This is a genomic window from Enterobacter sp. RHBSTW-00975 (genome assembly GCF_013615235.1).
Classification (GTDB): domain Bacteria; phylum Pseudomonadota; class Gammaproteobacteria; order Enterobacterales; family Enterobacteriaceae; genus Enterobacter; species Enterobacter ludwigii.
This window is the reverse complement of the sequence record NZ_CP055883.1, coordinates 3,755,836-3,778,515: the sequence shown is the minus strand read 5'-3', so window position 1 is coordinate 3,778,515 and position 22,680 is coordinate 3,755,836. Positions and strand designations below refer to the sequence as shown.

Below are 22,680 nucleotides of genomic sequence, written 5' to 3'. Positions count from 1 at the left end.
GCGCTGTATAGAAATTGCGCAGTATGGGGTGTTCATTTATGATGCACTTCTTATCACGGACTGATGTACCCAAAGAAAGAGATGTTGGTGAGTCCAGCACGCAGTTTGTTAATGATGTAGCCGTGATAAAGAGGTCGTAATGCCAGGCAGCACCTTGTTCAAAGCGTTTGTTTTGTTTGTCGCCCTTTGGGCACCTTTCACTCAGGCAGGCTCCGGTTGGCAACCCATTCAGGAAACTATCCGTAAGAGCGAAAAAGATACCCGTCAGTATCAGGCTATTCGCCTTGATAACGGGATGACTGTGCTGCTGGTTTCCGATCCGCAGGCGGTAAAATCCCTGTCGGCACTGGTGGTGCCGGTTGGGTCGCTGGAAGATCCGGAAGCCCACCCTGGGCTTGCACACTATCTGGAACATATGACGCTTATGGGTTCCAAAAAATACCCACAGCCAGATAGCCTGTCCGAATTTCTCAAAATGCATGGCGGCAGCCACAACGCCAGCACGGCGCCGTACCGTACAGCCTTCTATCTCGAAGTAGAGAATGATGCGCTGGGAGGTGCAGTGGATCGTCTGGCGGATTCTATCGCGGCTCCCCTGCTGGATAAAAAATACGCTGACCGCGAACGCAATGCCGTTAATGCTGAACTGACCCTTGCCCGTACGCGAGACGGGATGCGCATGGCGCAGGTGAGTGCAGAAACCATTAACCCGGCGCACCCGGGATCGCGTTTTTCCGGCGGTAACCTGGAGACGCTGAGCGATAAACCGAACAGCCCGGTGCTGGATGCCCTGCATGCCTTTCGCGATAAATACTACTCCGCCAATCTGATGAAAGCGGTCATCTACAGCAACAAACCGTTGCCTGAGCTGGCAAGCATGGCGGCACAGACGTTTGGCCGGGTACCGAATAAAAATATCGACCTGCCGCAGATAAACGTTCCTGTGGTCACGGACGCGCAAAAAGGGATCGTTATCCACTACGTTCCTGCACTGCCGCGTAAAGTATTACGCGTTGAGTTCCGCATTGATAACAATACGGCGCAGTTTCGCAGCAAAACCGATGAACTGGTCACCTACCTGATTGGCAACCGTAGCCCGGGTACACTTTCTGACTGGCTGCAAAAACAAGGGCTGGTGGAAGGTATTCGTGCCGACTCCGATCCGGTTGTGAACGGCAACAGCGGCGTGCTGGCGATCTCCGCCACCCTGACTGACAAAGGTCTGGCTCACCGTGATGACGTCGTGGCGGCTATCTTCAGCTACCTCTCTTTGCTGCGCGATAAAGGCGTCGATAAACGTTACTTTGATGAACTGGCGCACGTGCTGGATCTCGATTTCCGTTATCCGTCCATTACCCGCGACATGGATTACGTTGAGTGGCTGGCGGATACCATGATCCGTGTGCCGGTGGAACATACCCTCGACGCGGTCAATATTGCCGACCAGTATGACGCCGACGCGGTAAAAGCCCGCCTGGCGATGATGACGCCGCAGAATGCCCGCGTCTGGTATATCAGCCCGAACGAACCGCATAACAAAATGGCCTATTTTGTCGATGCCCCTTACCAGGTGGATAAAATCAGTGACCAGACCTTCGCCGACTGGCAGAAAAAGGCCGGTGAGATCGCGCTTAAATTGCCGGAGCTGAACCCCTACATTCCGGATGATTTCTCGCTGATTAAAACCACGAAAGCCTATCCGCACCCGGAACTTATCGTTGATGAGCCGACGCTGCGCGTGGTGTATACGCCAAGCCGCTATTTCGCGAGTGAACCGAAAGCCGATGTGAGCGTGGTTCTGCGTAACCCAAAAGCAATGAACAGCGCTAAAAATCAGGTGATGTTTGCGCTCAATGACTACCTTGCCGGTATCGCACTCGATCAGCTTAGCAATCAGGCGGCCGTCGGCGGGATAAGCTTCTCGACCAACGCCAATAACGGTCTGATGGTCAATGCCAACGGCTACACCCAGCGTCTTCCGCAGCTGTTCCAGGCGTTACTGGAAGGTTATTTCAGCTATACCCCGACGGAAGAGCAACTTGAGCAGGCCAAATCCTGGTATGCGCAGATGATGGATTCTGCCGAGAAAGGTAAAGCGTATGACCTGGCGCTCATGCCGACGCAAATGCTTTCGCAAATTCCCTATTTCCAGCGCGAAGATCGCCGGGCGCTACTGCCCTCTATCACCTTAAAAGATGTGCTGGCGTATCGTGATGCGCTGAAAACGAACACGCGTCCGGAGTTCCTTATCGTCGGGAATATGAGTGACGTACAGGCCAAAACACTGGCAGAAAATGTCCGTACGCAGCTTGGTTCGAAAGGCGACGAGTGGTGCCGCAACCAGGACGTACTGATTGAGACAAAACAGAATGTGATTTTTGAAAAGGCGGGTAACAGCACGGATTCTGCCCTGGCCGCTGTGTTTGTACCCACGGGTTATGATGAATTCACCAGTACCGCGCAGAGTGCGGTGCTGGGGCAGATTATTCAGCCGTGGTTCTACAACCAACTGCGTACAGAAGAGCAGCTTGGTTACGCGGTCTTTGCCTTCTCCATGAACGTAGGTCGCCAGTGGGGGCTGGGCTTCCTGCTGCAAAGCAGTGATAAACAGCCTGCTTATCTCTGGCAGCGTTATCAGGCATTCTTCCCACAGGCGGAAACGAAGCTGCGGGCGATGAAGCCGGAGGAGTTTGCTCAGATTCAGCAGGCCGTCATCGCGCAGGTGATGCAGCCGCCGCAGACGCTGGGTGAAGAAGCATCACAACTGAGCAAAGATTTTGATCGCGGTAATCTGAAATTTGATTCGCGTGATAAAGTAGTGGCCGAGATAAAACAGCTGACGCCGCAGAAGGTTGCTGATTTCTTCCACCAGGCGGTGGTTAAACCGCAGGGAATGGCGATTCTGTCGCAGGTTTCCGGTAGTCAGAACGGGAAAACGGACTACGTTAACCCGAAAGGCTGGACGATCTGGAAGAGCGTCAGCGCGCTGCAGCAATCTATGCCCTGGAGTAAGAAAGAATGACCGATACCGCTGAGCCCCTTAATCCCTTACGTTTACCTCTACAGGGTGAACGATTGATTGAAGCCTCAGCGGGAACGGGAAAAACCTTCACCATTGCCGCGCTCTATCTGCGTCTTCTGTTAGGGCTTGGTGGTAACGCCGCTTTTCCACGTCCGTTAAGCGTGGAAGAGCTGCTGGTGGTCACCTTCACCGAGGCTGCTACCGCTGAGCTGCGCGGTCGTATTCGTGCCAATATTCATGAGCTGCGCATCGCCTGTCTGCGCCAGACCACGGATAACCCTCTCTACGCCAGCCTTCTTGAAGAGATTGCAGATAAGCAACAGGCCGCCCAGTGGCTGCTGTTGGCGGAACGGCAGATGGACGAAGCGTCCGTTTTCACCATTCATGGTTTTTGTCAGCGCATGCTGAGCCTGAATGCGTTTGAATCCGGAATGCTGTTTGAACAGCAGCTCATTGAAGATGAATCTGTGCTTCGCTATCAGGCCTGTGCGGATTTCTGGCGTCGCCACTGTTACCCTTTATCGCGCGATATCGCTGAAGCGGTCCATGCGTTGTGGAAAGGTCCCGAAGAGCTTCTTCGCGCTATCGACCGTTATCTTCAGGGCGAAGCGCCGGTTATCAAATCTCCGCCACCTGCAGACGAAACGCTGGCTTCACGTCATGAAAAGATCGTCGGAAAAATTGCTGCGCTCAAGCAAAAATGGAATGAGTCTGTCGGTGAGATTGAGGCGATCATCGAAAACTCCGGGATCGACAGACGTAAATTTAACCGCGGCAACCAGAGTAAATGGATCGAGAAGGTCAGCGCCTGGGCGCAGGAAGAGACGCGCGGTTATCAGCTTCCGGATGCACTGGAGAAATTCTCGCAGCGTTTTTTGATTGAGCGGACTAAAGCCGACGGCATTGTGCCTGAGCATCCTCTGTTTGTTGCGATTGAATCGCTGCTCGCTGAGCCACTCACGCTCAATGACCTGATGATCACCCGCGCCATGACGGAAATTCGCGAAGCCGTATCACGTGAGAAACGTCGCCGTGGCGAACTGGGTTTTGACGATATGCTAAGCCGCCTTGATGCGGCGCTGTGCAGTGAAAACGGCGAAGCCCTTGCCTGCGCGATCCGCACCCGCTTCCCGGTAGCGATGATTGACGAATTTCAGGATACGGACCCTCAGCAGTACCGTATTTTCCGCCGCATCTGGCGACAACAGCCCGACACCGCGCTGTTGTTAATCGGCGATCCGAAACAGGCCATTTACGCTTTCCGCGGTGCGGATATTTTCACCTACATGAAGGCCCGCAGTGAGGTAGAGGCGCACTATACGCTGGATACCAACTGGCGCTCTTCCCCGGGCATGGTGCAAAGCGTCAATGCGCTGTTTAGCCGCATGGATACGGCGTTTATGTTCCGTGAGATCCCCTTTCAGCCGGTAAAGTTTGCCGCAAAAAACAGCTCGCTGCGTTTCGAATTCAACGGGGTGACGCAGCCAGCCATGAACTTCTGGCTGCTTGACGGTGAAGGCTGTGGCGTCGCGGACTATCAAAATGCCATGGCCCAGCATTGTGCCGCGCAGATCCGTGACTGGCTCAGCGCTGGTGCGCGTGGCGAGGCGCTGTTGTGGAAGGAAAATGAGTCAGCCCCCGTGAAGGCGTCTGATATCACGGTGCTGGTGCGCAGTCGTCAGGAGGCGTCGCTGATCCGCGATGCGCTTACCCTGCTGAACATCCCGTCCGTGTACCTCTCAAACCGTGACAGCGTTTTTGAAACTCTGGAAGCACAGGAAATGCTGTGGCTGCTTCAGGCCGTGCTGTCCCCGGAGCGCGAAAGTACGCTTCGCAGCGCACTAGCCAGCGCCATGCTCGGTCTGAACGCCCGTGACATTGATGCACTCAATAATGACGAAGCCGCATGGGATGCGGTCGTCGAAGAGTTCGTTCACTACCGTGAGCGATGGCAGAAGCGCGGTGTGATGGCGATGGTGCGCGAGCTCATGGCGAAGCGACACCTTGCGGAGAATATGCTCGCGACAGCAGGCGGTGAACGCCGTCTGACCGACATTTTACATATCAGTGAGCTGTTGCAGGAGGCGGGCACGCAGCTTGAAAGCGAACATGCTCTGGTGCGCTGGCTGGCGCAACAGATTGCCGACCCAAACAGCAACGCCTCCAGCCAGCAGATGCGTCTTGAGAGTGATAAACATCTGGTACAGATCGTCACGATTCACAAATCGAAAGGCCTGGAGTATCCGCTGGTCTGGCTGCCGTTTATCGCCAATTACCGCGTGCAGGATCAGGCCTTTTACCACGATCGCGAATCGTTCGACGCGGTGCTCGATCTCAGTAAAGCGGAGTCCAGCGTTGAGCTGGCCGAGGCCGAACGTCTGGCAGAAGATTTACGCCTGCTCTACGTGGCATTGACCCGTTCGGTCTGGCACTGCAGCCTGGGCGTGGCGCCGCTGTTTCGCCGTCGTGGCGACAAGTCGGGGGAGAGCGATTTCCACCTGAGCGCGCTGGGGCGACTCATTCAGCTCGGCGAGCCCAAAGATGCTGCCGGGCTGCGCCAGTGCATCGAGTCGCTGTGCGGCGAGCATGTTGCCCTGCACATTCCGTCGCCACCCGATAACAGCCGCTGGCAGATGCCGGACTGGCGGGAATCTGAACTGGAAGCCCGGCAGATTCTGCGCACCATTGCCGACGACTGGCGCGTTACCAGCTACTCCGGGTTACAGCAACACGGGCAGAGCATTGCGCAGGACCTGATGCCAAAGCTGGATATTGATGCCGCCGGAGCCGGTAGCGTACCGGTTGAGCCTGCGCTTACGCCGCATCAATTTCCACGCGGCGCGTCACCGGGAACCTTTTTGCATAGCCTGTTTGAAGAGCTGGATTTTACCCAGCCGGTCTCTGACGAATGGGTCCTGAAGATGTTACAGAGTGGGGGCTATGATGCACAATGGCAGCCGGTCCTCACCGAGTGGATCCGCGCTATTCTGCACGCCCCGCTCACGGCAGAGGGCCTCTCTCTCAGCCAGTTGACCGCCAAAGATAAACAGGTGGAGATGGAGTTTTACCTTCCCATCGCCAGCCCGCTGCGGGCTGACGCGCTTGATGCGGTGATCCGCGAGTATGACCCGTTGTCTGCCGGTTGCCCGCCGCTGAACTTCCGCCAGGTGCAGGGGATGTTAAAAGGCTTTATCGACCTGGTTTTCCGTCACGAAGGGCGCTACTACCTGCTGGATTACAAATCAAACTGGCTGGGTGAGAACAGCGAAGCCTACACCCAGCAGGCGATGGCATCCGCCATGCAAATGCATCGCTACGATCTGCAGTACCAGCTCTATACTCTGGCGCTGCATCGTTATCTGCGCCATCGCATTGCTGACTACCGTTACGAAGAGCACTTTGGTGGGGTGATTTACCTTTTCCTGCGCGGTGTGGATGCGGCTGACCCGCGTTCAGGCATCTTTAGCACACGCCCGCATGCGGCACTGATTGAGAAAATGGATAACTTATTTGCAGCAAACACGGAGGAAGTGGCATGACGATGCAGGAATTGTTGCTGGAAGCGGTAGAACAGCGACTACTGCGCCACCTGGACGTACAGTTCGCCATGATGGTGTCAGGTGATGAGCCTGCCGTGATGCTCGCCGCTGCCATCCTGAGTAAAGACGCAGGGGAAGGGCACGTTTGCCTGCCGCTTTCGCGTCTGGCGATGGATGAGAAAATGCCCGCGGCCCTGCAGTCCTGTTTTGCACTGCTGGGAGAATCCGTGGACTGGCCGACGGTGTTGCACCGTTCGCCTGCCGTCAGCGCAGCCGATAGCCAGACACCCATGATCCTGACGGGCGATCGTTTGTATCTCAACCGACTGTGGCGTAATGAACTGGCGGTCGCGCGTTTTTTCAGCGAGACCAATGCGCCTCTTCCCTGCGATGAAGCCCAACTGCGGCAAACGCTGGATACCTTGTTTACCTCTGTTGAGGCGACTGACTGGCAGAAAGTGGCGGCGGCCGTGGCCTTAACACGGCGGATCTCCGTCATCTCTGGCGGCCCGGGAACCGGTAAAACCACCACCGTGGCCAAACTGCTTGCCGCCCTGATTCAGTTATCAGGTGAGCAAAAGTGCCGTATTCGTCTGGCGGCCCCTACCGGCAAAGCGGCGGCGCGCCTGACCGAGTCGTTAGGTGGTGCGCTGCAGAAGTTGCCACTTACCGGGGAGCAGCTTGCCCTTTTCCCAAACGAAGCCAGCACGCTGCACCGGCTGCTGGGCGCTCAGCCGGGAAGCCAGCGTCTGCGCTATCACGCCGGTAACCCGTTGCACCTGGATGTGCTGGTGGTGGATGAGGCGTCAATGATCGACCTGACGATGATGGCGCGGTTGATTGATGCTCTGCCAGCGCACGCCCGCGTCATTTTCCTGGGCGATCGCGACCAGCTTGCCTCGGTGGAAGCCGGGGCGGTGCTGGGAGATATCTGCACTTATGCAAGCCTGGGATATACCGCTGAACGCGCTGAGGAGCTGTCCCGTCTGACCGGCTGTTCGCTCGCCAGTGAAAACCATTCCCTTGCGGGGGCGCTGCGCGACAGCCTGTGCCTGCTGCAAAAAAGCTACCGTTTCGGCAGCGACTCGGGCATCGGTCAGCTGGCTTCGGCTGTGAACAGAGGCGACCGGCACACGACCTGTGCGGTATTTGACGGTCAATTCACCGATATCGAGAAAAAATCGCTGCAAACCGGGGAAGAGTATCAGGCGATGCTTGATGACGCCCTGCAGGGGTATCAGCATTTTCTGACGGGTGTACAACAGCAATGCACGCCGGCACAGGCGCTCGCCGCCTTTGGGGAGTATCAGCTACTGTGCGCACTGAGGGAAGGGCCATTTGGCGTAAGCGGTCTGAACGACAGGTTCGAACAGCTGCTGGGCCAGAAACGCAAAATCCACCGCACCCCGCACTCGCGCTGGTATGAGGGACGCCCGGTGATGATCGCCCGCAACGATAGCGCGCTGGGGTTGTTTAACGGGGATATCGGGATTGCCCTCGATCGTGGACTGGGGCTGCGCGTCTGGTTCCAGATGCCGGATGGAAGCGTGAAGTCCGTTCAGCCCAGCCGCCTGCCTGAACATGAAACGGCCTGGGCAATGACAGTGCATAAGTCTCAGGGCTCCGAGTTCAACCATGCGGCGCTGATCCTGCCGACACAGCTTTCGCCCGTTATTACCCGCGAACTGATTTATACCGCCATTACGCGCGCGCGTCAGCGCCTGTCGCTGTATGCCGATGAGCGCGTACTGCTACAGGCGATTGCCACCCGCACGGAACGTCGAAGCGGCCTGAGCGCGATATTTGAATCCCTTTAAGCGATAGCCCCCACCGGGTGGTGAGGGCTTCGTATTATCCCAGATCGGCCATCAGCACTTTTGACCGGCGCTGATAGTTGTACATCTCTTTCTTACTCTCCGGCAGTGATTCAATGTCCACCGGTGTAAATCCGCGCTCCTGGAACCAGTGAATGCTGCGCGTAGTCAGCACGAACAGCTTGTTCAGCCCCATCTGACGCGCCTGAGCCGCCACGCGCTCAAGCAGCATTTCACCCCGTGAAGAGCTCCGGTAGTCAGGATGCACTGCCACGCAGGCCATTTCTCCGATCTGCTCTTCCGGGAACGGGTAGAGAGCGGCGCAGGCAATGGTCAGGTTATCGCGCTGAATAATGGTGAATTTGTCGATCTCCATCTCCAGCTGTTCGCGGGAGCGCCGAACCAGAATGCCCTGCTGTTCCAGTGGGCGAATCAGCTCCAGAATTCCGCCGATATCATTGATGGTGGCGCGACGGATCTGCTCCGCGCTCTCCATCACAATCTGGGTGCCGATACCATCACGGGAGAACAGTTCCTGCAGCAGGGCACCGTCTTCCTGATAGCTGATCAGGTGGCTACGACGCACGCCGCTGCGGCAGGCCTTCACGGCACCGCGCAAAAAACGCACGGTACCCGAGTGGTAATCCCCTTCGGCTTCCAGCGCTTCCACGCGAGCCTGGGCCTCGTTCGGGAAGAGCTCTGGCACAATCACCCCTTCATCATTCACGACGCCCTGGGAAGAGCAAAACCCAATCATTTTCTCCGCCTTCAGCTTGATGGCCAACTGAGTGGCAATCTCTTCTGAGGTGAGGTTAAAGCTTTCACCGGTCACGGACACTGCCACAGGTCCCATCAGCACGATGGCACCGCTGTCCAGCTGGCGGTGAATGGCCTCTTCATCGATACGACGAATACGTCCGCTATGGCAATAGTCCACGCCATCGTCCACGCCGAGAGGCTGAGCGATGATAAAATTGCCGCTCACAACGTTGATGTGCGCGCCCTGTAGCGGTGTGTTGTTAAGGCTCATCGACAGGCGAGCGGTGATATCCAGCTGCAGCAGACCCGCCGCCTGTTTCACCAGCTCAAGGGTTTTCGCATCCGTGACGCGGGTATGTTTATGGTAAATCGGCTCGTGGTGATGCGCGGCCAGGTTGGCATCAATCTGCGGGCGCGCGCCATACACCACAACAAGGCGGATCCCGAGGCTGTGCAGCAGGCCAATGTCATTGACGATGCTGGAAAAGTTTTCATGCTCAATGGCTTCGCCGCCGAGCATGATGACAAACGTTTTTCCCCGATGGGCGTTGATATAGGGAACAGAATGGCGGAATCCCTGGACCAGTTCGGTTCTACGTTCCTTCACCATGACACAACCCTTAATGAATGTTTATTCGTAATTTCTGTATTTTTATTCGATTGTGGCCGTGTGTGCAAGCCTAAATTTTCTGCGACCCACAGAAATTGATAAGTAATCCGTGCGTTAGCGTATGAATGTTTACCCTTTTATAGATGACAGTTTATGCGTCATTCGTTAAAGTTTTCGGTCAATTTAGCGATTTTGTAAATCAATCACTTTTCTTGCTCGGGAGAAGCATGTCGGGATCCAATTCAGCAATAAGCCGCCGCCGGTTGTTAAAAGGGGCAGGGGCGATGTGGTTGCTTAGCGTCAGCCAGGTGGGTCTTGCCGCCACCAGTCAGGTGGTGGCGGTGCGCGTCTGGCCGTCGTCGACCTATACACGCGTCACGGTAGAATCCAATCGGGTGCTGAAATATAAGCAATTTGCTCTCAGCAATCCTGAGCGTGTGGTGGTGGATCTCGAAGGTGTTAACCTCAACTCTGTGCTTAAGGGAATGGCGGCGCAGATCCGCGGCGACGATCCGTTTATCAAATCGGCGCGCGTGGGTCAGTTTGATCCGCAAACCGTGCGCATGGTGTTTGAGCTGAAGCAAAACGTTAAACCGCAGCTGTTTGCCCTGGCACCTGTTGCGACGTTCAAAGAGCGTCTGGTCATGGATCTCTATCCGGCGAATGCGACGGATATTCAGGATCCGCTGCTGGCATTACTGGAAGACTACAACCAGGGCAACCTGGAGAAGCAGGTGCCACCGGCCCAGAGCGGTCCGCAGCCCGGAAAAGCAGGGCGCGATCGCCCGATTGTGATCATGCTTGATCCTGGCCATGGCGGCGAAGACTCGGGCGCAGTGGGGAAATATCGTACCCGGGAAAAAGATGTGGTGCTGCAAATCGCCCGCCGGCTGAAGGCGCTGATCGATAAAGAAGGCAATATGCGCGCCTATATGACGCGAAACGAAGATGTCTTTATTCCACTGAAAGTCCGCGTGGCGAAAGCCCAGAAGCAGCGTGCAGACTTGTTCGTCTCGATCCATGCCGATGCGTTTACCAGCCGCCAGCCGAGCGGTTCGTCGGTGTTTGCGCTCTCGACTAAAGGGGCAACCAGCACCGCCGCAAGATTCCTGGCTGACTCTCAGAACGCCTCGGACCTGATTGGCGGCGTGAGCAAAAGTGGCGATCGCTATGTCGACCACACCATGTTTGATATGGTGCAGTCGTTGACCATCACCGACAGCCTGAAATTTGGTAAAGCGGTGCTGGGCAAGCTAGGCAATGTTAATAAGCTGCACAAAAACAGCGTTGAACAGGCCGGGTTCGCGGTGCTGAAGGCCCCGGATATTCCGTCGATTCTGGTCGAGACCGCGTTTATCAGTAACGTGGAAGAGGAGCGTAAGCTCAGGACGGCAAAATTCCAGCAGGAAGTGGCAGAGTCGATTCTGGCAGGGATCCGGGCGTATTTCTCAGATGGGGCGACGCTGGCAAGGCTTGGGTAGTTGAGTGCGCCGGGTAACCGCCCGGCAGTTTCACACACCGCAGATACAAAAAAACACCCTGAAGGGTGTTTATTGTTTTAAGAAGTGTTGGTTGCGGGGGCCGGATTTGAACCGACGACCTTCGGGTTATGAGCCCGACGAGCTACCAGGCTGCTCCACCCCGCGTCCGTCTTTCTACTCTTGTAGAAACTTACTTCTTCAAATTTGATTGGTTGCGGGGGCCGGATTTGAACCGACGACCTTCGGGTTATGAGCCCGACGAGCTACCAGGCTGCTCCACCCCGCGTCCGTCTTCCTACTGTCGTAGAAGATACTTCATCAAATTTTAATTGGTTGCGGGGGCCGGATTTGAACCGACGACCTTCGGGTTATGAGCCCGACGAGCTACCAGGCTGCTCCACCCCGCGTCCGTGGAAGCGCACTATACTCGGTTAGGTTTGTGATGCAACCCCTTTTTCACATAAATCATTAACTTTGTATGTAAATTGAACGGCGTTGCGATGTTTGGACTATTTTTTGCTCAGAATTTGCCAAAGGGCATGTGATTCCGTTTCTTTAGAACAGTGGGTTTGTTATCTTCATCACGCGGTAATGGGCAACTTTAAGACGAGATATAATGAAAGGACGTTGGGCGAAGTATCTAATGACAGGGGCAATGGTAGCCATTCTTGCGGCCTGCTCTTCTAAACCGACCGATCGCGGTCAACAGTATAAAGACGGGAAGCTATCCCAGCCTTTCTCTTTAGTTAATCAACCTGATGCCGTTGGCGCACCGATCAACGCCGGAGACTTTTCCGAGCAGGTTTACCAGATCCGCAACGCGTCGCCACGTCTGTATGGCTCACAGAGCAGCGTTTATAACGCGGTACAGGACTGGCTGCGCGCGGGCGGTGATACGCGCAATATGCGCCAGTTTGGTATCGACGCCTGGCAGATGGAAGGGGCGGATAACTATGGCAACGTCCAGTTTACCGGTTACTACACCCCGGTTATCCAGGCGCGACACACGCGTCAGGGCGAGTTCCAGTATCCCATTTACCGAATGCCGCCTAAACGCGGTCGTCTGCCGTCCCGCGCTGAGATCTACTCCGGTGCGCTGAGCGAAAACTACGTTCTGGCCTACAGCAACTCGCTGATGGACAACTTCATCATGGATGTTCAGGGCAGCGGCTATATCGACTTTGGCGATGGCTCCCCCCTGAACTTCTTTAGTTATTCCGGTAAAAACGGTCATGCCTATCGCAGCATTGGTAAAGTGCTGATTGACAGAGGCGAAGTGAAAAAAGAAGACATGTCGATGCAGGCGATCCGCGAGTGGGGTGAAAAACACAGCGAAGCCGAAGTGCGTGAGCTGCTGGAACAGAACCCGTCGTTTGTCTTCTTTAAACCGCAAAACTTTGCGCCAGTGAAAGGGGCGAGTGCCGTTCCACTGATTGGCCGCGCCTCGGTAGCTTCGGATCGTTCTATTATTCCTGCGGGCACCACGCTGCTGGCGGAAGTGCCTCTGCTAGATAACAACGGCAAATTTAACGGTCAGTACGAGCTACGTCTGATGGTCGCGCTGGATGTCGGCGGTGCGATTAAAGGTCAGCACTTCGATATTTATCAGGGCATTGGCCCGGATGCGGGGCACCGTGCAGGCTGGTATAACCACTATGGGCGCGTATGGGTGCTCAAGGCAGCCCCTGGCAGCGGTAACGTATTCAGCGGCTGATTGTGGTATTCTGAGTCGTACTGAATTAACAGAGAAGGGTGAGGAATAACCTCACCCTTTTGACATCTGAGGTTTTATGTCTGTAGTAATCAGCGATGCCTGGCGTCAGCGTTTTGGCGGCACGGCACGTCTATATGGTGAAAAAGCCCTGCAGCTGTTTGCGGATGCGCATGTCTGCGTCGTGGGGATTGGCGGTGTTGGCTCCTGGGCGGCGGAAGCGCTGGCGAGAACCGGCATTGGCGCGATCACGCTGATTGATATGGATGACGTTTGCGTCACCAACACCAACCGTCAAATCCATGCCCTGCGCGATAACGTCGGGCTGGCGAAATCTGAGGTGATGGCGGAGCGTATTCGCCTGATTAACCCGGAATGCCGCGTGACGGTGATCGATGACTTTGTGACGGCAGATAACGTCGCCGAATACATGAGTAAAGGCTACAGCTATGTCATCGACGCGATCGACAGCGTGCGTCCAAAAGCGGCGTTGATTGCCTACTGTCGGCGTTACAAGGTTCCTCTGGTTACCACCGGGGGGGCTGGCGGGCAAATCGATCCCACGCAGATTCAGGTGGCCGATTTGGCAAAGACGATTCAGGACCCGCTGGCGGCCAAGCTGCGCGAGCGCTTAAAAAGCGATTTTAACGTCGTGAAAAACAGTAAAGGCAAGCTGGGCGTTGACTGTGTCTTTTCGACTGAAGCCTTAGTCTACCCGCAGGCTGACGGTTCGGTGTGTGCGATGAAAAGCACGGCGGAAGGGCCAAAAAGGATGGATTGTGCCTCAGGCTTTGGTGCAGCCACCATGGTGACCGCCTCTTTCGGCTTTGTAGCCGTCTCTCACGCCCTGAAGAAAATGATGGCGAAGGCGGAACGTCAGGCCTGAGCCTGACGCGCGGCATCCTGTACCGCCTCACTGAGTGCGACCAGGCCCTGACCGCGCGAGGCGCTGAGCTGCGCCCGTAGCCCCAGTTCATCGAACAATGCCAGCGGCGAGTGCGTCAGCAGCTCCGCCGCGCTTTTCCCTTCCACGGCGGTTAACAGTACCGCCAGCAGCCCGCGAACGATACGTCCTTCGCTGTCGCCAAAGAAATGCAGTTTTTCACCGGATACCGTGCATCCCAGCCAGACGCGGTTCTCGCAGCCGGAAATCTCTTTCGCCTGCGCTTTGCGTTCGTCTGACAGCGCCGGCAACTGCTTGCCGAGCAGGATCAACTGGCGATATTTATCTTCCCATTGCAACAGCGGGGCGAAAGTCTGTTTTAAGGTCTCTTCTGTGATGACCGTGCCAAACGGATGCTCGGCTAACGCTGAACTCGTCATTAATCCACCAGTATTTCAAGGGCGCGGTCAACGGCATCAACCAGCGCATCCACATCGCTTTGCGTATTATACGGCGCAAACGACGCACGCAGCGTACCGCTAACACCCAGCGCGGCCAGTAATGGCTGCGCGCAGTGCTGGCCGGCACGCAGGGCAATGCCATACCCGGCAAGCAGCGTAACCATATCGCTATGATGAACGCCGGCAAAATCAAAGGCCAGCAGGCTTGAGTCCTGCACGCGGAACGATCGAAAACCCGGACGTTTCTGTAGCGCCTCTTCTGCAAGCGTCGCCAGACCCCGGCTCCAGCGTTCTGCCTGAGCGATATCCGTTTCAGCCAGCCATTCAAGCGCGGCACTCAGGCCGATGACGCCTGCGACGTTCGGCGTTCCGGCTTCCAGACGGTAAGGGACATCCTGAGTTTTAAAGCCCTCAAAGGTCACCTCGGTGATCATTTTTCCTCCCCCAAGCCACGGCGTCATTTGCGCCAGCAGGGCCGGTTTTCCGTACAGCACCCCGATCCCGGTTGGGCCATACAGCTTATGTCCTGAGAAGGCATAGAAATCAATATCCAGCTTTTGTACATCAGCGGGGAAATGCACCACGCCCTGGGCACCGTCGACCATCACCACCATGTCGTTAGCGTGGGCCACGTCGATGGCCAGAGCCAGATCCGGGCAACCCCCTGTGACGTTCGACATTTGTCCGAGAGCCAGAATGCGGCTGCGGGGGGTAATGAGCTCAGATAAGCGCGCTACGTCTGGCAGAAGATCTGCACCCAGCGGCAGTTTCACAATGCGCGCGCCCGTTTGCTCAGCCACCATTAGCCACGGAACCAGGTTGGCGTGGTGTTCTGCCTCGCTGACAATAATTTCATCGCCGGGCTTTAGCCGCGGGCGCGCATAGCACTGGGCCACCATGTTAATGGCTTCAGTTGTGCCTCGCGTCCAGACGATGTTTTTCCCGCTTTCGGCGTTGATCAGGCGTGCGACCTGATCGCGCGCGGCTTCATAGCGCGCGGTTAATCGCTGTGCTTCGGCAAACTGGCTACGGTGCACGTTCCCGGCGCTCAGGCTGTAGAACTGCTGCGTCGCTTCAATGACTGCCTTAGGCTTAAGGGCGGTGGCAGCGCTATCAAGGTAAATACCGGCATCGGCCAGCGCCGGGAACTGTGCGCGAAACTGCGCGGGACTGAAAGCGTTCATGGAATTCCTCATCTCAATAGTGAGATCGTCGCGCAATTTCATCGGCAGGGCAAGGAGGTTGATATCTATCAGATTTGTCTGCTAATCCTTACTTATCCTGGCGACTCTGAAAAAGCAGGTTATGCTAAATAAGGTTAGGTGAATGTTTAAGCCTGTTATAAATCGATGTTTGAATAGCATTAATTGCTAAAGGAGAATAAGCATGAAAAAGACAGCCGCCATTATCTCTGCCTGTGCGTTGACCTTTGCCCTGAGCGCCTGTTCCGGTAACAACTACGTAATGCATACTAACGATGGCCGTTCTATCGTCTCTGAAGGGAAACCGACAACCGATAACGACACCGGTATGATTTCGTATAAAGATGCGAACGGGAACAAGCAGCAGATTAATCGCACTGACGTGAAGGAAATGAAAGAAATCGAGCATTAATCGATCGCAGGCGAAAAAAAAGCACCGCAAATTGGCGGTGCTACATTAATCACTATGGACAGACAGGGTAAATGTACAGGAAGTGAAAAATTGGTAGCGTTGCTACCGTGGTCTGAATCGCAGACCAATTGCAAACACAACAACACAACATCACAACCGTAAGCCAAAAGCCCTTCAGAACACGCATTCCGAAAAAAGCTCTTCGTTCCGGCTCAGGAAGTGCCGCCACTATAGGTATTTGCTGGTAGTTCCTCAACGGACAAATTATAATGGCTCAGATAAAAAAAACTAATAGGTTAAACATTGTTTCCTGTTTGTTAAATCTCGTTAACATCTAAGCCAGATAACCATGTCGAAGCGATTGCCACCCCTAAATGCATTACGTGTTTTTGATGCAGCAGCACGTCACCTGAGTTTCACGCGCGCAGCCGATGAGCTTTTTGTGACACAGGCCGCAGTAAGTCACCAAATCAAGTCTCTGGAGGATTTCCTGGGCCTTAAGCTGTTCCGTCGGCGCAACCGTTCATTACTGTTGACCGAAGAGGGGCAGAGCTATTTTCAGGATATTAAAGAGATTTTTTCCCAGCTCACGGAAGCCACGCGCAAGCTGCAGGCCCGCAGTGCAAAAGGCGCGCTGACGGTAAGTTTATTACCCAGTTTTGCCATTCAGTGGCTGGTGCCAAGACTCACAAGCTTTAACTCAGCTTATCCGGGAATCGACGTTCGAATCCAGGCGGTGGACCGTCAGGAAGACAAGCTGGCCGATGATGTGGACGTCGCCATTTTTTATGGTCGCGGTAACTGGCCAGGCTTGCGTGTGGAAAAATTATACGCAGAATATCTGCTGCCGGTCTGTTCACCGCTGCTCTTAACGGGCGAAAAGGCTCTGAAGACCCCCGCTGACCTGGCGCGACATACGCTTTTACATGATGCTTCTCGCCGTGACTGGCAAACTTATACCCGTCAATTAGGTCTTAATCATATAAACGTGCAGCAGGGCCCCATTTTTAGCCACAGCGCAATGGTGTTACAGGCTGCCATTCACGGGCAAGGCGTGGCGTTGGCGAATAACGTCATGGCGCAGTCCGAAATTGAGGCAGGCCGTCTGGTTTGTCCATTTAATGATGTGCTGGTCAGCAAGAACGCGTTTTATCTGGTTTGTCATGACAGTCAGGCAGAACTGGGTAAAATAGCCGCTTTCCGACAGTGGATTCTGGCGAAAGCGGCGAGTGAGCAAGAAAAATTCCGCTTCAGGTATGAACAGTAACTTTTGTGTGCCGGGCACGCATCACTTTAGGATTTAAACATGACCAGCCGATTCATGCTGATTTTTGCCGCGGTGAGTGGCTTTATTTTTGTTGCACTGGGCGCCTTTGGCGCACATGTATTAAGCAAGTCGTTGGGGGCGGTAGAAATGGGCTGGATCCAGACCGGCCTTGAATACCAGGCATTCCACACGCTGGCGATTTTTGGGCTGGCGGTGGCAATGCAGCGCCGCATCAGCATCTGGTTTTACTGGAGCAGCGTATTCCTGGCGTTAGGCACCGTGTTGTTCAGCGGTAGTCTGTACTGCCTGGCGCTTTCGCATTTACGCCTGTGGGCGTTTGTTACACCTGTCGGCGGCGTCAGCTTCCTGGCAGGTTGGGTATTAATGTTTATCGGAGCTATCCGTCTGAAACGCAAGGGCGTTGTTCATGAATAAGGTTGTTTTATATTGTCGCCCGGGGTTTGAGAAAGAGTGCGCCGCGGAAATTACTGATAAAGCGGCGAAGCGCGAAGTCTTTGGCTTTGCACGCGTTAAAGATAATGCCGGCTACGTCGTATTCGAGTGCTATCAGCCTGAGGATGCGGATAAACTGGCGCGTGAGCTGCCGTTCAGCTCACTGATCTTCGCTCGCCAGATGTTTGTCGCCGGTGAACTGCTAAAAGATCTTCCGCCGGAAGACCGCATCACGCCGGTTGTGGGTATGCTGCAGGGCGTCGTGGAAAAGGGTGGCGAGCTGCGTGTTGAAGTCGCGGACACCAACGAAAGCAAAGAGCTGATGAAGTTCTGCCGTAAGTTCACCGTACCGCTGCGCGCTGCACTGCGTGACGCAGGCGTGCTGACAAACTACGAAACACCAAAACGTCCGGTGGTGCATATATTCTTTATCGCCCCCGGCTGCTGCTATACGGGTTACTCCTACACCAATAACAATTCTCCCTTCTTCATGGGCATTCCGCGGCTGAAATTCCCTTCAGATGCGCCAAGCCGTTCGACCCTGAAGCTGGAAGAGGCGTTCCACGTGTTTATCCCGGCGGATGAGTGGGATGAGCGTCTGGCGAACGGCATGTACGCGGTCGATCTCGGCGCGTGTCCGGGCGGCTGGACCTATCAACTGGTGAAACGCAACATGTGGGTCTCTTCGGTTGATAACGGCCCGATGGCCCAGAGCCTGATGGATACCGGACAGGTCACCTGGCTGCGTGAAGATGGTTTCCGCTATCGTCCCACCCGCAACAACATCTCCTGGATGGTGTGCGATATGGTTGAGAAGCCGGCAAAAGTGGCCGCGCTGATGGCCTCCTGGCTGGTGAACGGCTGGTGCCGTGAGACTATCTTTAACCTCAAGCTGCCGATGAAAAAGCGCTATGAGGAAGTCTCGCAAAACCTGGCCTATATCCAGGCGCAAATGGATGAGCACGGCATTAACGTGGAGATTCAGGCGCGCCAGCTGTATCACGACCGCGAAGAAGTGACGGTGCATATTCGTCGCTGGTGGGCTGCTGTCGGCGGACGTCGCGACGAGCGATAATACGCGTTACATTGCCCGGTGGCGTTTTGCTTGCCGGGCGATTCATCTGAAAACGATTTAACGTTCTAAGCGCAACTGCTGCAAGTTCCCGTCCAGCTGTAAATCCGTCTGTAACGTCGCCACATCCCGGCAGATAAAGGCCATCTCTTTATGCGCCTCCAGCTTTTTGCGCCATTTTTCCGGGACCTCGTCCAGCCTGGCGTAAATCCCTTCCAGACTCTGAAAATCCGTCAGCAGTTGGGCGGCACTCTTCGGCCCGATGCCTGCCACTCCCGGAACCTTCGAGCTACTTATTCCGGCCAGCCCCCAGTAGTCAGGAAGTTGTTCCGGCGAGACGCCAAACTCACTGGCGATAAAGGGGGCATCAAGCCAGCGCTTCTGGAAGTAATCGCGGATGCGGACGGTGGGCGAAAGCAGCTGGCAGTAGCCTTTATCGGTTGAGACGATGGTGGCCTGATGTCCGGCGCTCGCGACCTTGACGGCTAACGTGGCGGCCAGATCATCGGCTTCATTGCCATAGGCTCCCCAGCAGGGAACGCCGCGCTGTTCAAAGGCGGCGCGAATGGCCGGCATTTCGGCATGCAGATCGTCAGGCATTGGTGCGCGCCCGGCCTTATAGTCGGGAAGGCGCTGGTGTCGCCAGCCGCTGTTACGCGCTTCGTCATCAAAAACGGCAACCACATGGGTCGGTTCGCTATGGCGGATAAGTTGCTCCAGCGCGTGCAGACACGTGTCCTTACAGGGCGTACCTTGCACCGCATGGATCCGGCGAATGAGGTTGAGCGCATCGACGATAAGCAAATGAACAGCCACAGATAATCTCCCTTCTGTTTAATGGGGGAAGGGTAACATTGTCAGCGGTGGGAAACTATGTGCGGTGGGGAAAACAGGAAGAAGCCTCGCAAAACGAGGCTTCCTGAAAGGCTTAATCGCAGGTCACGATCTTCATCGCCAGGCCGCCGCGAGATGTTTCGCGGTATTTGGCGTTCATATCTTTACCTGTTTCGTACATGGTTTCGATAACTTTATCGAGGCAAACGCGCGGTTCACTGGTACGACGCAGCGCCATACGTGCGGCGTTGACCGCCTTCACGGAGGCGATGGCGTTACGCTCGATGCAAGGCACCTGTACCTGTCCGGCAACCGGGTCGCAGGTCAAGCCCAGGTTATGTTCCATGCCGATTTCAGCCGCAATACAGACCTGTGTCGGGCTTGCGCCCAGCAGTTCTGCCAGACCCGCCGCAGCCATGGAGCAGGCGACGCCAACTTCACCCTGACAGCCTACTTCTGCACCGGAAATGGAGGCGTTCATCTTGTACAGTGAACCAATCGCACTGGCGACCAGCAGGTAGCGTGCCAGCGAGTTGGCGTTCACTTCGCGGATAAACTTGTCGTAGTACGCCAGTACTGCCGGAACGATACCGCAGGCGCCGTTAGTCGGTGCTGTCACCACGCGGCCACCCGCAGCGTTCTCTTCGTTTACCGCCAGCGCGAACATATTGATCCAGTCAACGACCGCCATAGGGTCCGTGGTCGTTTTGTCGGTGCTCACGAGCATACGACGCAGCGCTGCCGCACGGCGTGGTACGCGAAGCTTACCGGGCAGAACGCCTTCGGTAGTGATCCCACGTTCGATACCGCCGCGCATGACTTCCCAGGCGTTGGTGAAGTGCTGTTCCAGTTCCGCTTTGCTGTGCAAGGCCAGCTCGTTTTTCATCATCAGGCCGGAAAGGGAGAGACCCGTTTCCTGGCAGTGACGCTGAAGATCCGCCGCGGTTTTGTACGGATAAGGCACGTCAACGGAGGATGTGCTGGTTTCACCAAAGTGGTCTTCGTCGACGATAAACCCGCCGCCGATAGAGTAGTAAGTCTGGCTGTATACCGCTTTGTCACCTGCCAGCGCGGTAATACGCATTCCGTTTTCGTGCAGTGACAGGTTGTCAGCATGGAAATTCATGCAATGATCAACCGGGAATTCCACTTCATGTTCGCCATTTGCCAGCAGCAGGCGACCGTGGGTATTGACGTCCTGGATGAAACCAGGGATCGCATCAATATCAACGGTATCCGGCAGGTTTCCTGCCAGGCCCATGATAATGGCGATATCAGTATGGTGGCCCTTACCTGTCAGGGAGAGAGAGCCGTACACATCGACAACCACGCGGGTTACGTCGTGCAAAATGCCGCGCGCAATCAAGTCATCCGTGAACTGCTTACCGGCTTTCATTGGTCCGACGGTGTGAGAGCTGGAAGGACCAATACCGATTTTGAAAATATCGAATACGCTAATCATGATGCGTCCATTGCTTTCAGTCAGAGGGGGAGGAGTGCGCCGTCCTGAGACGGCGCGGGTGATAATCAGAACATGGTGTACAGGGAGTAGAAGATTGCGGAGATAGCGATAAGCCCCATGATAACCACGAAGATATTGCTAATCTGACCGCTGTACTTGCGCATTGCAGGTACTTTCTGAATCGCGTACATCGGCATCAGGAACAGAATCATCGCGATAACCGGGCCGCCCAGGGTTTCAATCATGCCCAGGATGCTTGGGTTCAGCGTGGCAACTGCCCAGGTGGTGACCAGCATGAACAGCGCGGTCATCTTGTTCAGTTTGTTGACTTCAATGCTCTTGCCTTTACCGCGCAGAGATTTAATCACCATACCGTTGAAGCCTTCACGTGCGCCCAGGTAGTGGCCGAGGAAGGATTTGGTAATGGCGATGATCGCGATGATAGGTGCCATCCACGCGATGACCGGTGCGTTAAAGTGGTTCGCCAGGTAAGACAGAATGGTGATGTTCTGCTCTTTCGCTGCCGCCAGATCCGCCGGGGAGAGGCTCAGTACACAGCTGAAGACGAAGAACATAACGGTCAGCACCATCATGATGTGTGCACGCGCCAGGATGCTGGAGCACTTCTTCTCTGCACCGTCGCCGTACTCTTCACGCTTCGCCACTGCGAAGGAGGAGATGATCGGTGAGTGGTTAAAGGAGAATACCATCACCGGGATCGCCAGCCACAGGGTCATCAGCAGGCCGTTACCGGTTGCAGATGCGCTGCTCAGGGAGAGCGTTTCCAGCGCGGCACCGTGCCACTGTGGAATCAGATACAGCGCCAGTACCATCAGTGCAGCCACAAACGGGAACACCAGGATGCTCATCGCTTTCACGATCATCTGCTCACCGAAACGGACAATGGTCATCATGCCCACAATCAGGATCAGAGACAGAATGGCACGCGGTGGTGGCGTCATGTGCAGCTGGTGCAGCATGAAGCTTTCAACGGTGTTAGTGATTGCAACGCTGTAAACCAGCAAAATGGGGTAAATCGCGAAGAAGTAGAGCAGGGTAATCAGTTTACCTGCGCCCACGCCAAAATGTTCTTCAACGACTTCAGTAATGTCTTCGCCAGGATTTTTACCGGACAGCACGAAGCGGGTCAGGCCGCGGTGCGCAAAGTAGGTCATCGGGAAGGCAATGATAGCCATGATGATCAGCGGAATCAGACCGCCGACGCCTGCGTTAATAGGAAGGAATAATACACCAGCGCCGATAGCTGTGCCGTAAAGGCCAAGCATCCACATGGTATCTGATTTGCGCCAACCACTTCGGGATTCAATCGAAGCAACGGTGCTGGTTTGAGTGGTTTCCATCTGTATCTCCTGGAGGAAGCAAATTGTCAGGTTTGTAGTCAAATCCGATGAAAAAGTGCCTGACGGTAATATGAAATTCGTTCAGTGACGGTTTTTTAATAATTTTCGCCCGTAACTATTGGCGGGCGGAAAGATACATTCTCGTTATGAATCTATCAGTGATCCCGATCCCAATTGCAATAATCCACTTTTGATGTGGGCATCTTTAGACCATTTATCTATTAAAAAAACATCGAATAGGATTTACGGGCGCGAAGGCTACCATCAACAACATGTGAGCTAAAAGAGAACCTGCGAAGATAGGTGTCTTACGCTGTAAAGAAATGGGTTTTTAGGA

The 22,680-nt window shown here is 55.1% G+C and carries 16 protein-coding genes and 3 tRNA genes; 10 read left to right on the top strand and 9 right to left on the bottom strand.

Annotation, left to right across the window (positions count from 1 at the left end; all coding sequences use genetic code 11):
• The first annotated feature begins 139 nt into the window (after positions 1-139).
• From ptrA to recD, 3 genes are read left to right on the top strand one after another with little or no spacing between them, the layout of a single operon-like run.
• Entirely contained in the window at positions 140-3,022 is a 2,883-nt protein-coding gene (gene ptrA / locus HV340_RS18155) for a pitrilysin (RefSeq protein WP_181216153.1), read from the top strand.
• The gene (gene recB / locus HV340_RS18150) at positions 3,019-6,561 is read left to right on the top strand and encodes an exodeoxyribonuclease V subunit beta (protein ID WP_181216152.1); all 3,543 of its coding nucleotides are present in this window, start codon (positions 3,019-3,021) and stop codon (positions 6,559-6,561) included. The genes ptrA and recB overlap by 4 nt, the downstream gene beginning before the upstream one ends.
• Complete coding sequence (gene recD, locus HV340_RS18145; RefSeq protein WP_032680375.1) at positions 6,558-8,378, top strand: exodeoxyribonuclease V subunit alpha; 1,821 nt, start codon at positions 6,558-6,560, stop codon at positions 8,376-8,378. The genes recB and recD overlap by 4 nt, the downstream gene beginning before the upstream one ends.
• Positions 8,379-8,412: 34 nt before the next feature.
• Here the strand turns inward: recD and argA are convergent, their stop codons facing one another.
• Entirely contained in the window at positions 8,413-9,744 is a 1,332-nt protein-coding gene (gene argA, locus HV340_RS18140; RefSeq protein WP_020883786.1) for an amino-acid N-acetyltransferase, read from the bottom strand.
• A 227-nt stretch (positions 9,745-9,971) separates the two neighbouring features.
• Between argA and amiC the strand changes: the two genes are divergently transcribed.
• Positions 9,972-11,225 carry an N-acetylmuramoyl-L-alanine amidase AmiC gene (amiC, locus tag HV340_RS18135; protein ID WP_020883787.1) on the top strand — a complete coding sequence of 418 codons (1,254 nt, stop codon included), beginning with the start codon at positions 9,972-9,974 and terminating at the stop codon, positions 11,223-11,225.
• A gap of 88 nt (positions 11,226-11,313) precedes the next feature.
• Here amiC and HV340_RS18130 read toward each other — a convergent pair.
• The 3 genes from HV340_RS18130 to HV340_RS18120 form a co-directional block, all read right to left on the bottom strand.
• A tRNA-Met gene (locus tag HV340_RS18130) sits at positions 11,314-11,390 on the bottom strand.
• A gap of 44 nt (positions 11,391-11,434) precedes the next feature.
• Positions 11,435-11,511: transfer RNA gene (locus tag HV340_RS18125), tRNA-Met, on the bottom strand.
• A 44-nt stretch (positions 11,512-11,555) separates the two neighbouring features.
• Positions 11,556-11,632, bottom strand: a tRNA-Met gene (locus tag HV340_RS18120).
• Between the two features lie 209 nt (positions 11,633-11,841).
• On the opposite strand from HV340_RS18120, the gene mltA reads away from it, so the two are divergent.
• The gene (gene mltA / locus HV340_RS18115; RefSeq protein ID WP_025203349.1) at positions 11,842-12,939 is read left to right on the top strand and encodes a murein transglycosylase A; all 1,098 of its coding nucleotides are present in this window, start codon (positions 11,842-11,844) and stop codon (positions 12,937-12,939) included.
• 76 nt (positions 12,940-13,015) lie between these two features.
• The gene (tcdA, locus tag HV340_RS18110; RefSeq protein WP_006811804.1) at positions 13,016-13,822 is read left to right on the top strand and encodes a tRNA cyclic N6-threonylcarbamoyladenosine(37) synthase TcdA; all 807 of its coding nucleotides are present in this window, start codon (positions 13,016-13,018) and stop codon (positions 13,820-13,822) included.
• Here tcdA and csdE read toward each other — a convergent pair.
• On the bottom strand, positions 13,813-14,259 hold the full coding sequence (gene csdE, locus HV340_RS18105) for a cysteine desulfurase sulfur acceptor subunit CsdE (RefSeq protein WP_014171435.1): 447 nt from the start codon (positions 14,257-14,259) through the stop codon (positions 13,813-13,815). The two genes, tcdA and csdE, sit on opposite strands and share 10 nt — an antisense overlap.
• A complete protein-coding gene (gene csdA / locus HV340_RS18100) occupies positions 14,259-15,464 on the bottom strand; it encodes a cysteine desulfurase CsdA (protein ID WP_181216151.1) in 1,206 nt (401 codons plus the stop codon). Before csdA ends, csdE begins: the two co-directional genes overlap by 1 nt.
• Positions 15,465-15,666: 202 nt before the next feature.
• Here csdA and HV340_RS18095 point away from each other — a divergent pair, with 202 nt between their 5' ends.
• From HV340_RS18095 to rlmM, 4 genes are all read left to right on the top strand, one after another.
• A complete protein-coding gene (locus tag HV340_RS18095; protein WP_003862759.1) occupies positions 15,667-15,894 on the top strand; it encodes a YgdI/YgdR family lipoprotein in 228 nt (75 codons plus the stop codon).
• Between the two features lie 349 nt (positions 15,895-16,243).
• Positions 16,244-17,161, top strand: coding sequence for a glycine cleavage system transcriptional regulator GcvA (gcvA, locus tag HV340_RS18090; RefSeq protein ID WP_014171433.1), 918 nt, complete (start codon positions 16,244-16,246; stop codon positions 17,159-17,161).
• Between the two features lie 39 nt (positions 17,162-17,200).
• Positions 17,201-17,596: a DUF423 domain-containing protein gene (locus HV340_RS18085; RefSeq protein ID WP_008499646.1), complete on the top strand. Its 396-nt coding sequence runs from the start codon at positions 17,201-17,203 to the stop codon at positions 17,594-17,596.
• On the top strand, positions 17,589-18,689 hold the full coding sequence (gene rlmM, locus HV340_RS18080; RefSeq protein ID WP_025203351.1) for a 23S rRNA (cytidine(2498)-2'-O)-methyltransferase RlmM: 1,101 nt from the start codon (positions 17,589-17,591) through the stop codon (positions 18,687-18,689). Before HV340_RS18085 ends, rlmM begins: the two co-directional genes overlap by 8 nt.
• A 57-nt stretch (positions 18,690-18,746) precedes the next feature.
• Here rlmM and xni read toward each other — a convergent pair whose 3' ends face one another.
• The 3 genes from xni to HV340_RS18065 all read right to left on the bottom strand — a co-directional run bounded on the left by xni (position 18,747) and on the right by HV340_RS18065 (position 22,343).
• Entirely contained in the window at positions 18,747-19,502 is a 756-nt protein-coding gene (gene xni / locus HV340_RS18075) for a flap endonuclease Xni (protein WP_113657006.1), read from the bottom strand.
• A 112-nt stretch (positions 19,503-19,614) separates the two neighbouring features.
• The gene (locus HV340_RS18070) at positions 19,615-20,982 is read right to left on the bottom strand and encodes an L-serine ammonia-lyase (RefSeq protein ID WP_181216150.1); all 1,368 of its coding nucleotides are present in this window, start codon (positions 20,980-20,982) and stop codon (positions 19,615-19,617) included.
• Positions 20,983-21,047: 65 nt separating this feature from the next.
• A complete protein-coding gene (locus HV340_RS18065; RefSeq protein WP_020883794.1) occupies positions 21,048-22,343 on the bottom strand; it encodes an HAAAP family serine/threonine permease in 1,296 nt (431 codons plus the stop codon).
• Between the last annotated feature and the right edge of the window lie 337 nt (positions 22,344-22,680).

What these genes read in the sequence shown, in the direction of transcription:
- recB (WP_181216152.1), top strand. Translation starts at nt 3,019, where the DNA reads ATGACCGATACCGCTGAGCCCCTTAATCCCTTACGTTTACCTCTACAG.
- ptrA (WP_181216153.1), top strand. Translation starts at nt 140, where the DNA reads ATGCCAGGCAGCACCTTGTTCAAAGCGTTTGTTTTGTTTGTCGCCCTT.
- HV340_RS18095 (WP_003862759.1), top strand. Translation starts at nt 15,667, where the DNA reads ATGAAAAAGACAGCCGCCATTATCTCTGCCTGTGCGTTGACCTTTGCC.
- mltA (WP_025203349.1), top strand. Translation starts at nt 11,842, where the DNA reads ATGAAAGGACGTTGGGCGAAGTATCTAATGACAGGGGCAATGGTAGCC.
- gcvA (WP_014171433.1), top strand. Translation starts at nt 16,244, where the DNA reads ATGTCGAAGCGATTGCCACCCCTAAATGCATTACGTGTTTTTGATGCA.
- HV340_RS18070 (WP_181216150.1), bottom strand. Translation starts at nt 20,982, where the DNA reads ATGATTAGCGTATTCGATATTTTCAAAATCGGTATTGGTCCTTCCAGC.
- argA (WP_020883786.1), bottom strand. Translation starts at nt 9,744, where the DNA reads ATGGTGAAGGAACGTAGAACCGAACTGGTCCAGGGATTCCGCCATTCT.
- tcdA (WP_006811804.1), top strand. Translation starts at nt 13,016, where the DNA reads ATGTCTGTAGTAATCAGCGATGCCTGGCGTCAGCGTTTTGGCGGCACG.
- amiC (WP_020883787.1), top strand. Translation starts at nt 9,972, where the DNA reads ATGTCGGGATCCAATTCAGCAATAAGCCGCCGCCGGTTGTTAAAAGGG.
- recD (WP_032680375.1), top strand. Translation starts at nt 6,558, where the DNA reads ATGACGATGCAGGAATTGTTGCTGGAAGCGGTAGAACAGCGACTACTG.
- rlmM (WP_025203351.1), top strand. Translation starts at nt 17,589, where the DNA reads ATGAATAAGGTTGTTTTATATTGTCGCCCGGGGTTTGAGAAAGAGTGC.
- HV340_RS18065 (WP_020883794.1), bottom strand. Translation starts at nt 22,343, where the DNA reads ATGGAAACCACTCAAACCAGCACCGTTGCTTCGATTGAATCCCGAAGT.
- csdA (WP_181216151.1), bottom strand. Translation starts at nt 15,464, where the DNA reads ATGAACGCTTTCAGTCCCGCGCAGTTTCGCGCACAGTTCCCGGCGCTG.
- HV340_RS18085 (WP_008499646.1), top strand. Translation starts at nt 17,201, where the DNA reads ATGACCAGCCGATTCATGCTGATTTTTGCCGCGGTGAGTGGCTTTATT.
- csdE (WP_014171435.1), bottom strand. Translation starts at nt 14,259, where the DNA reads ATGACGAGTTCAGCGTTAGCCGAGCATCCGTTTGGCACGGTCATCACA.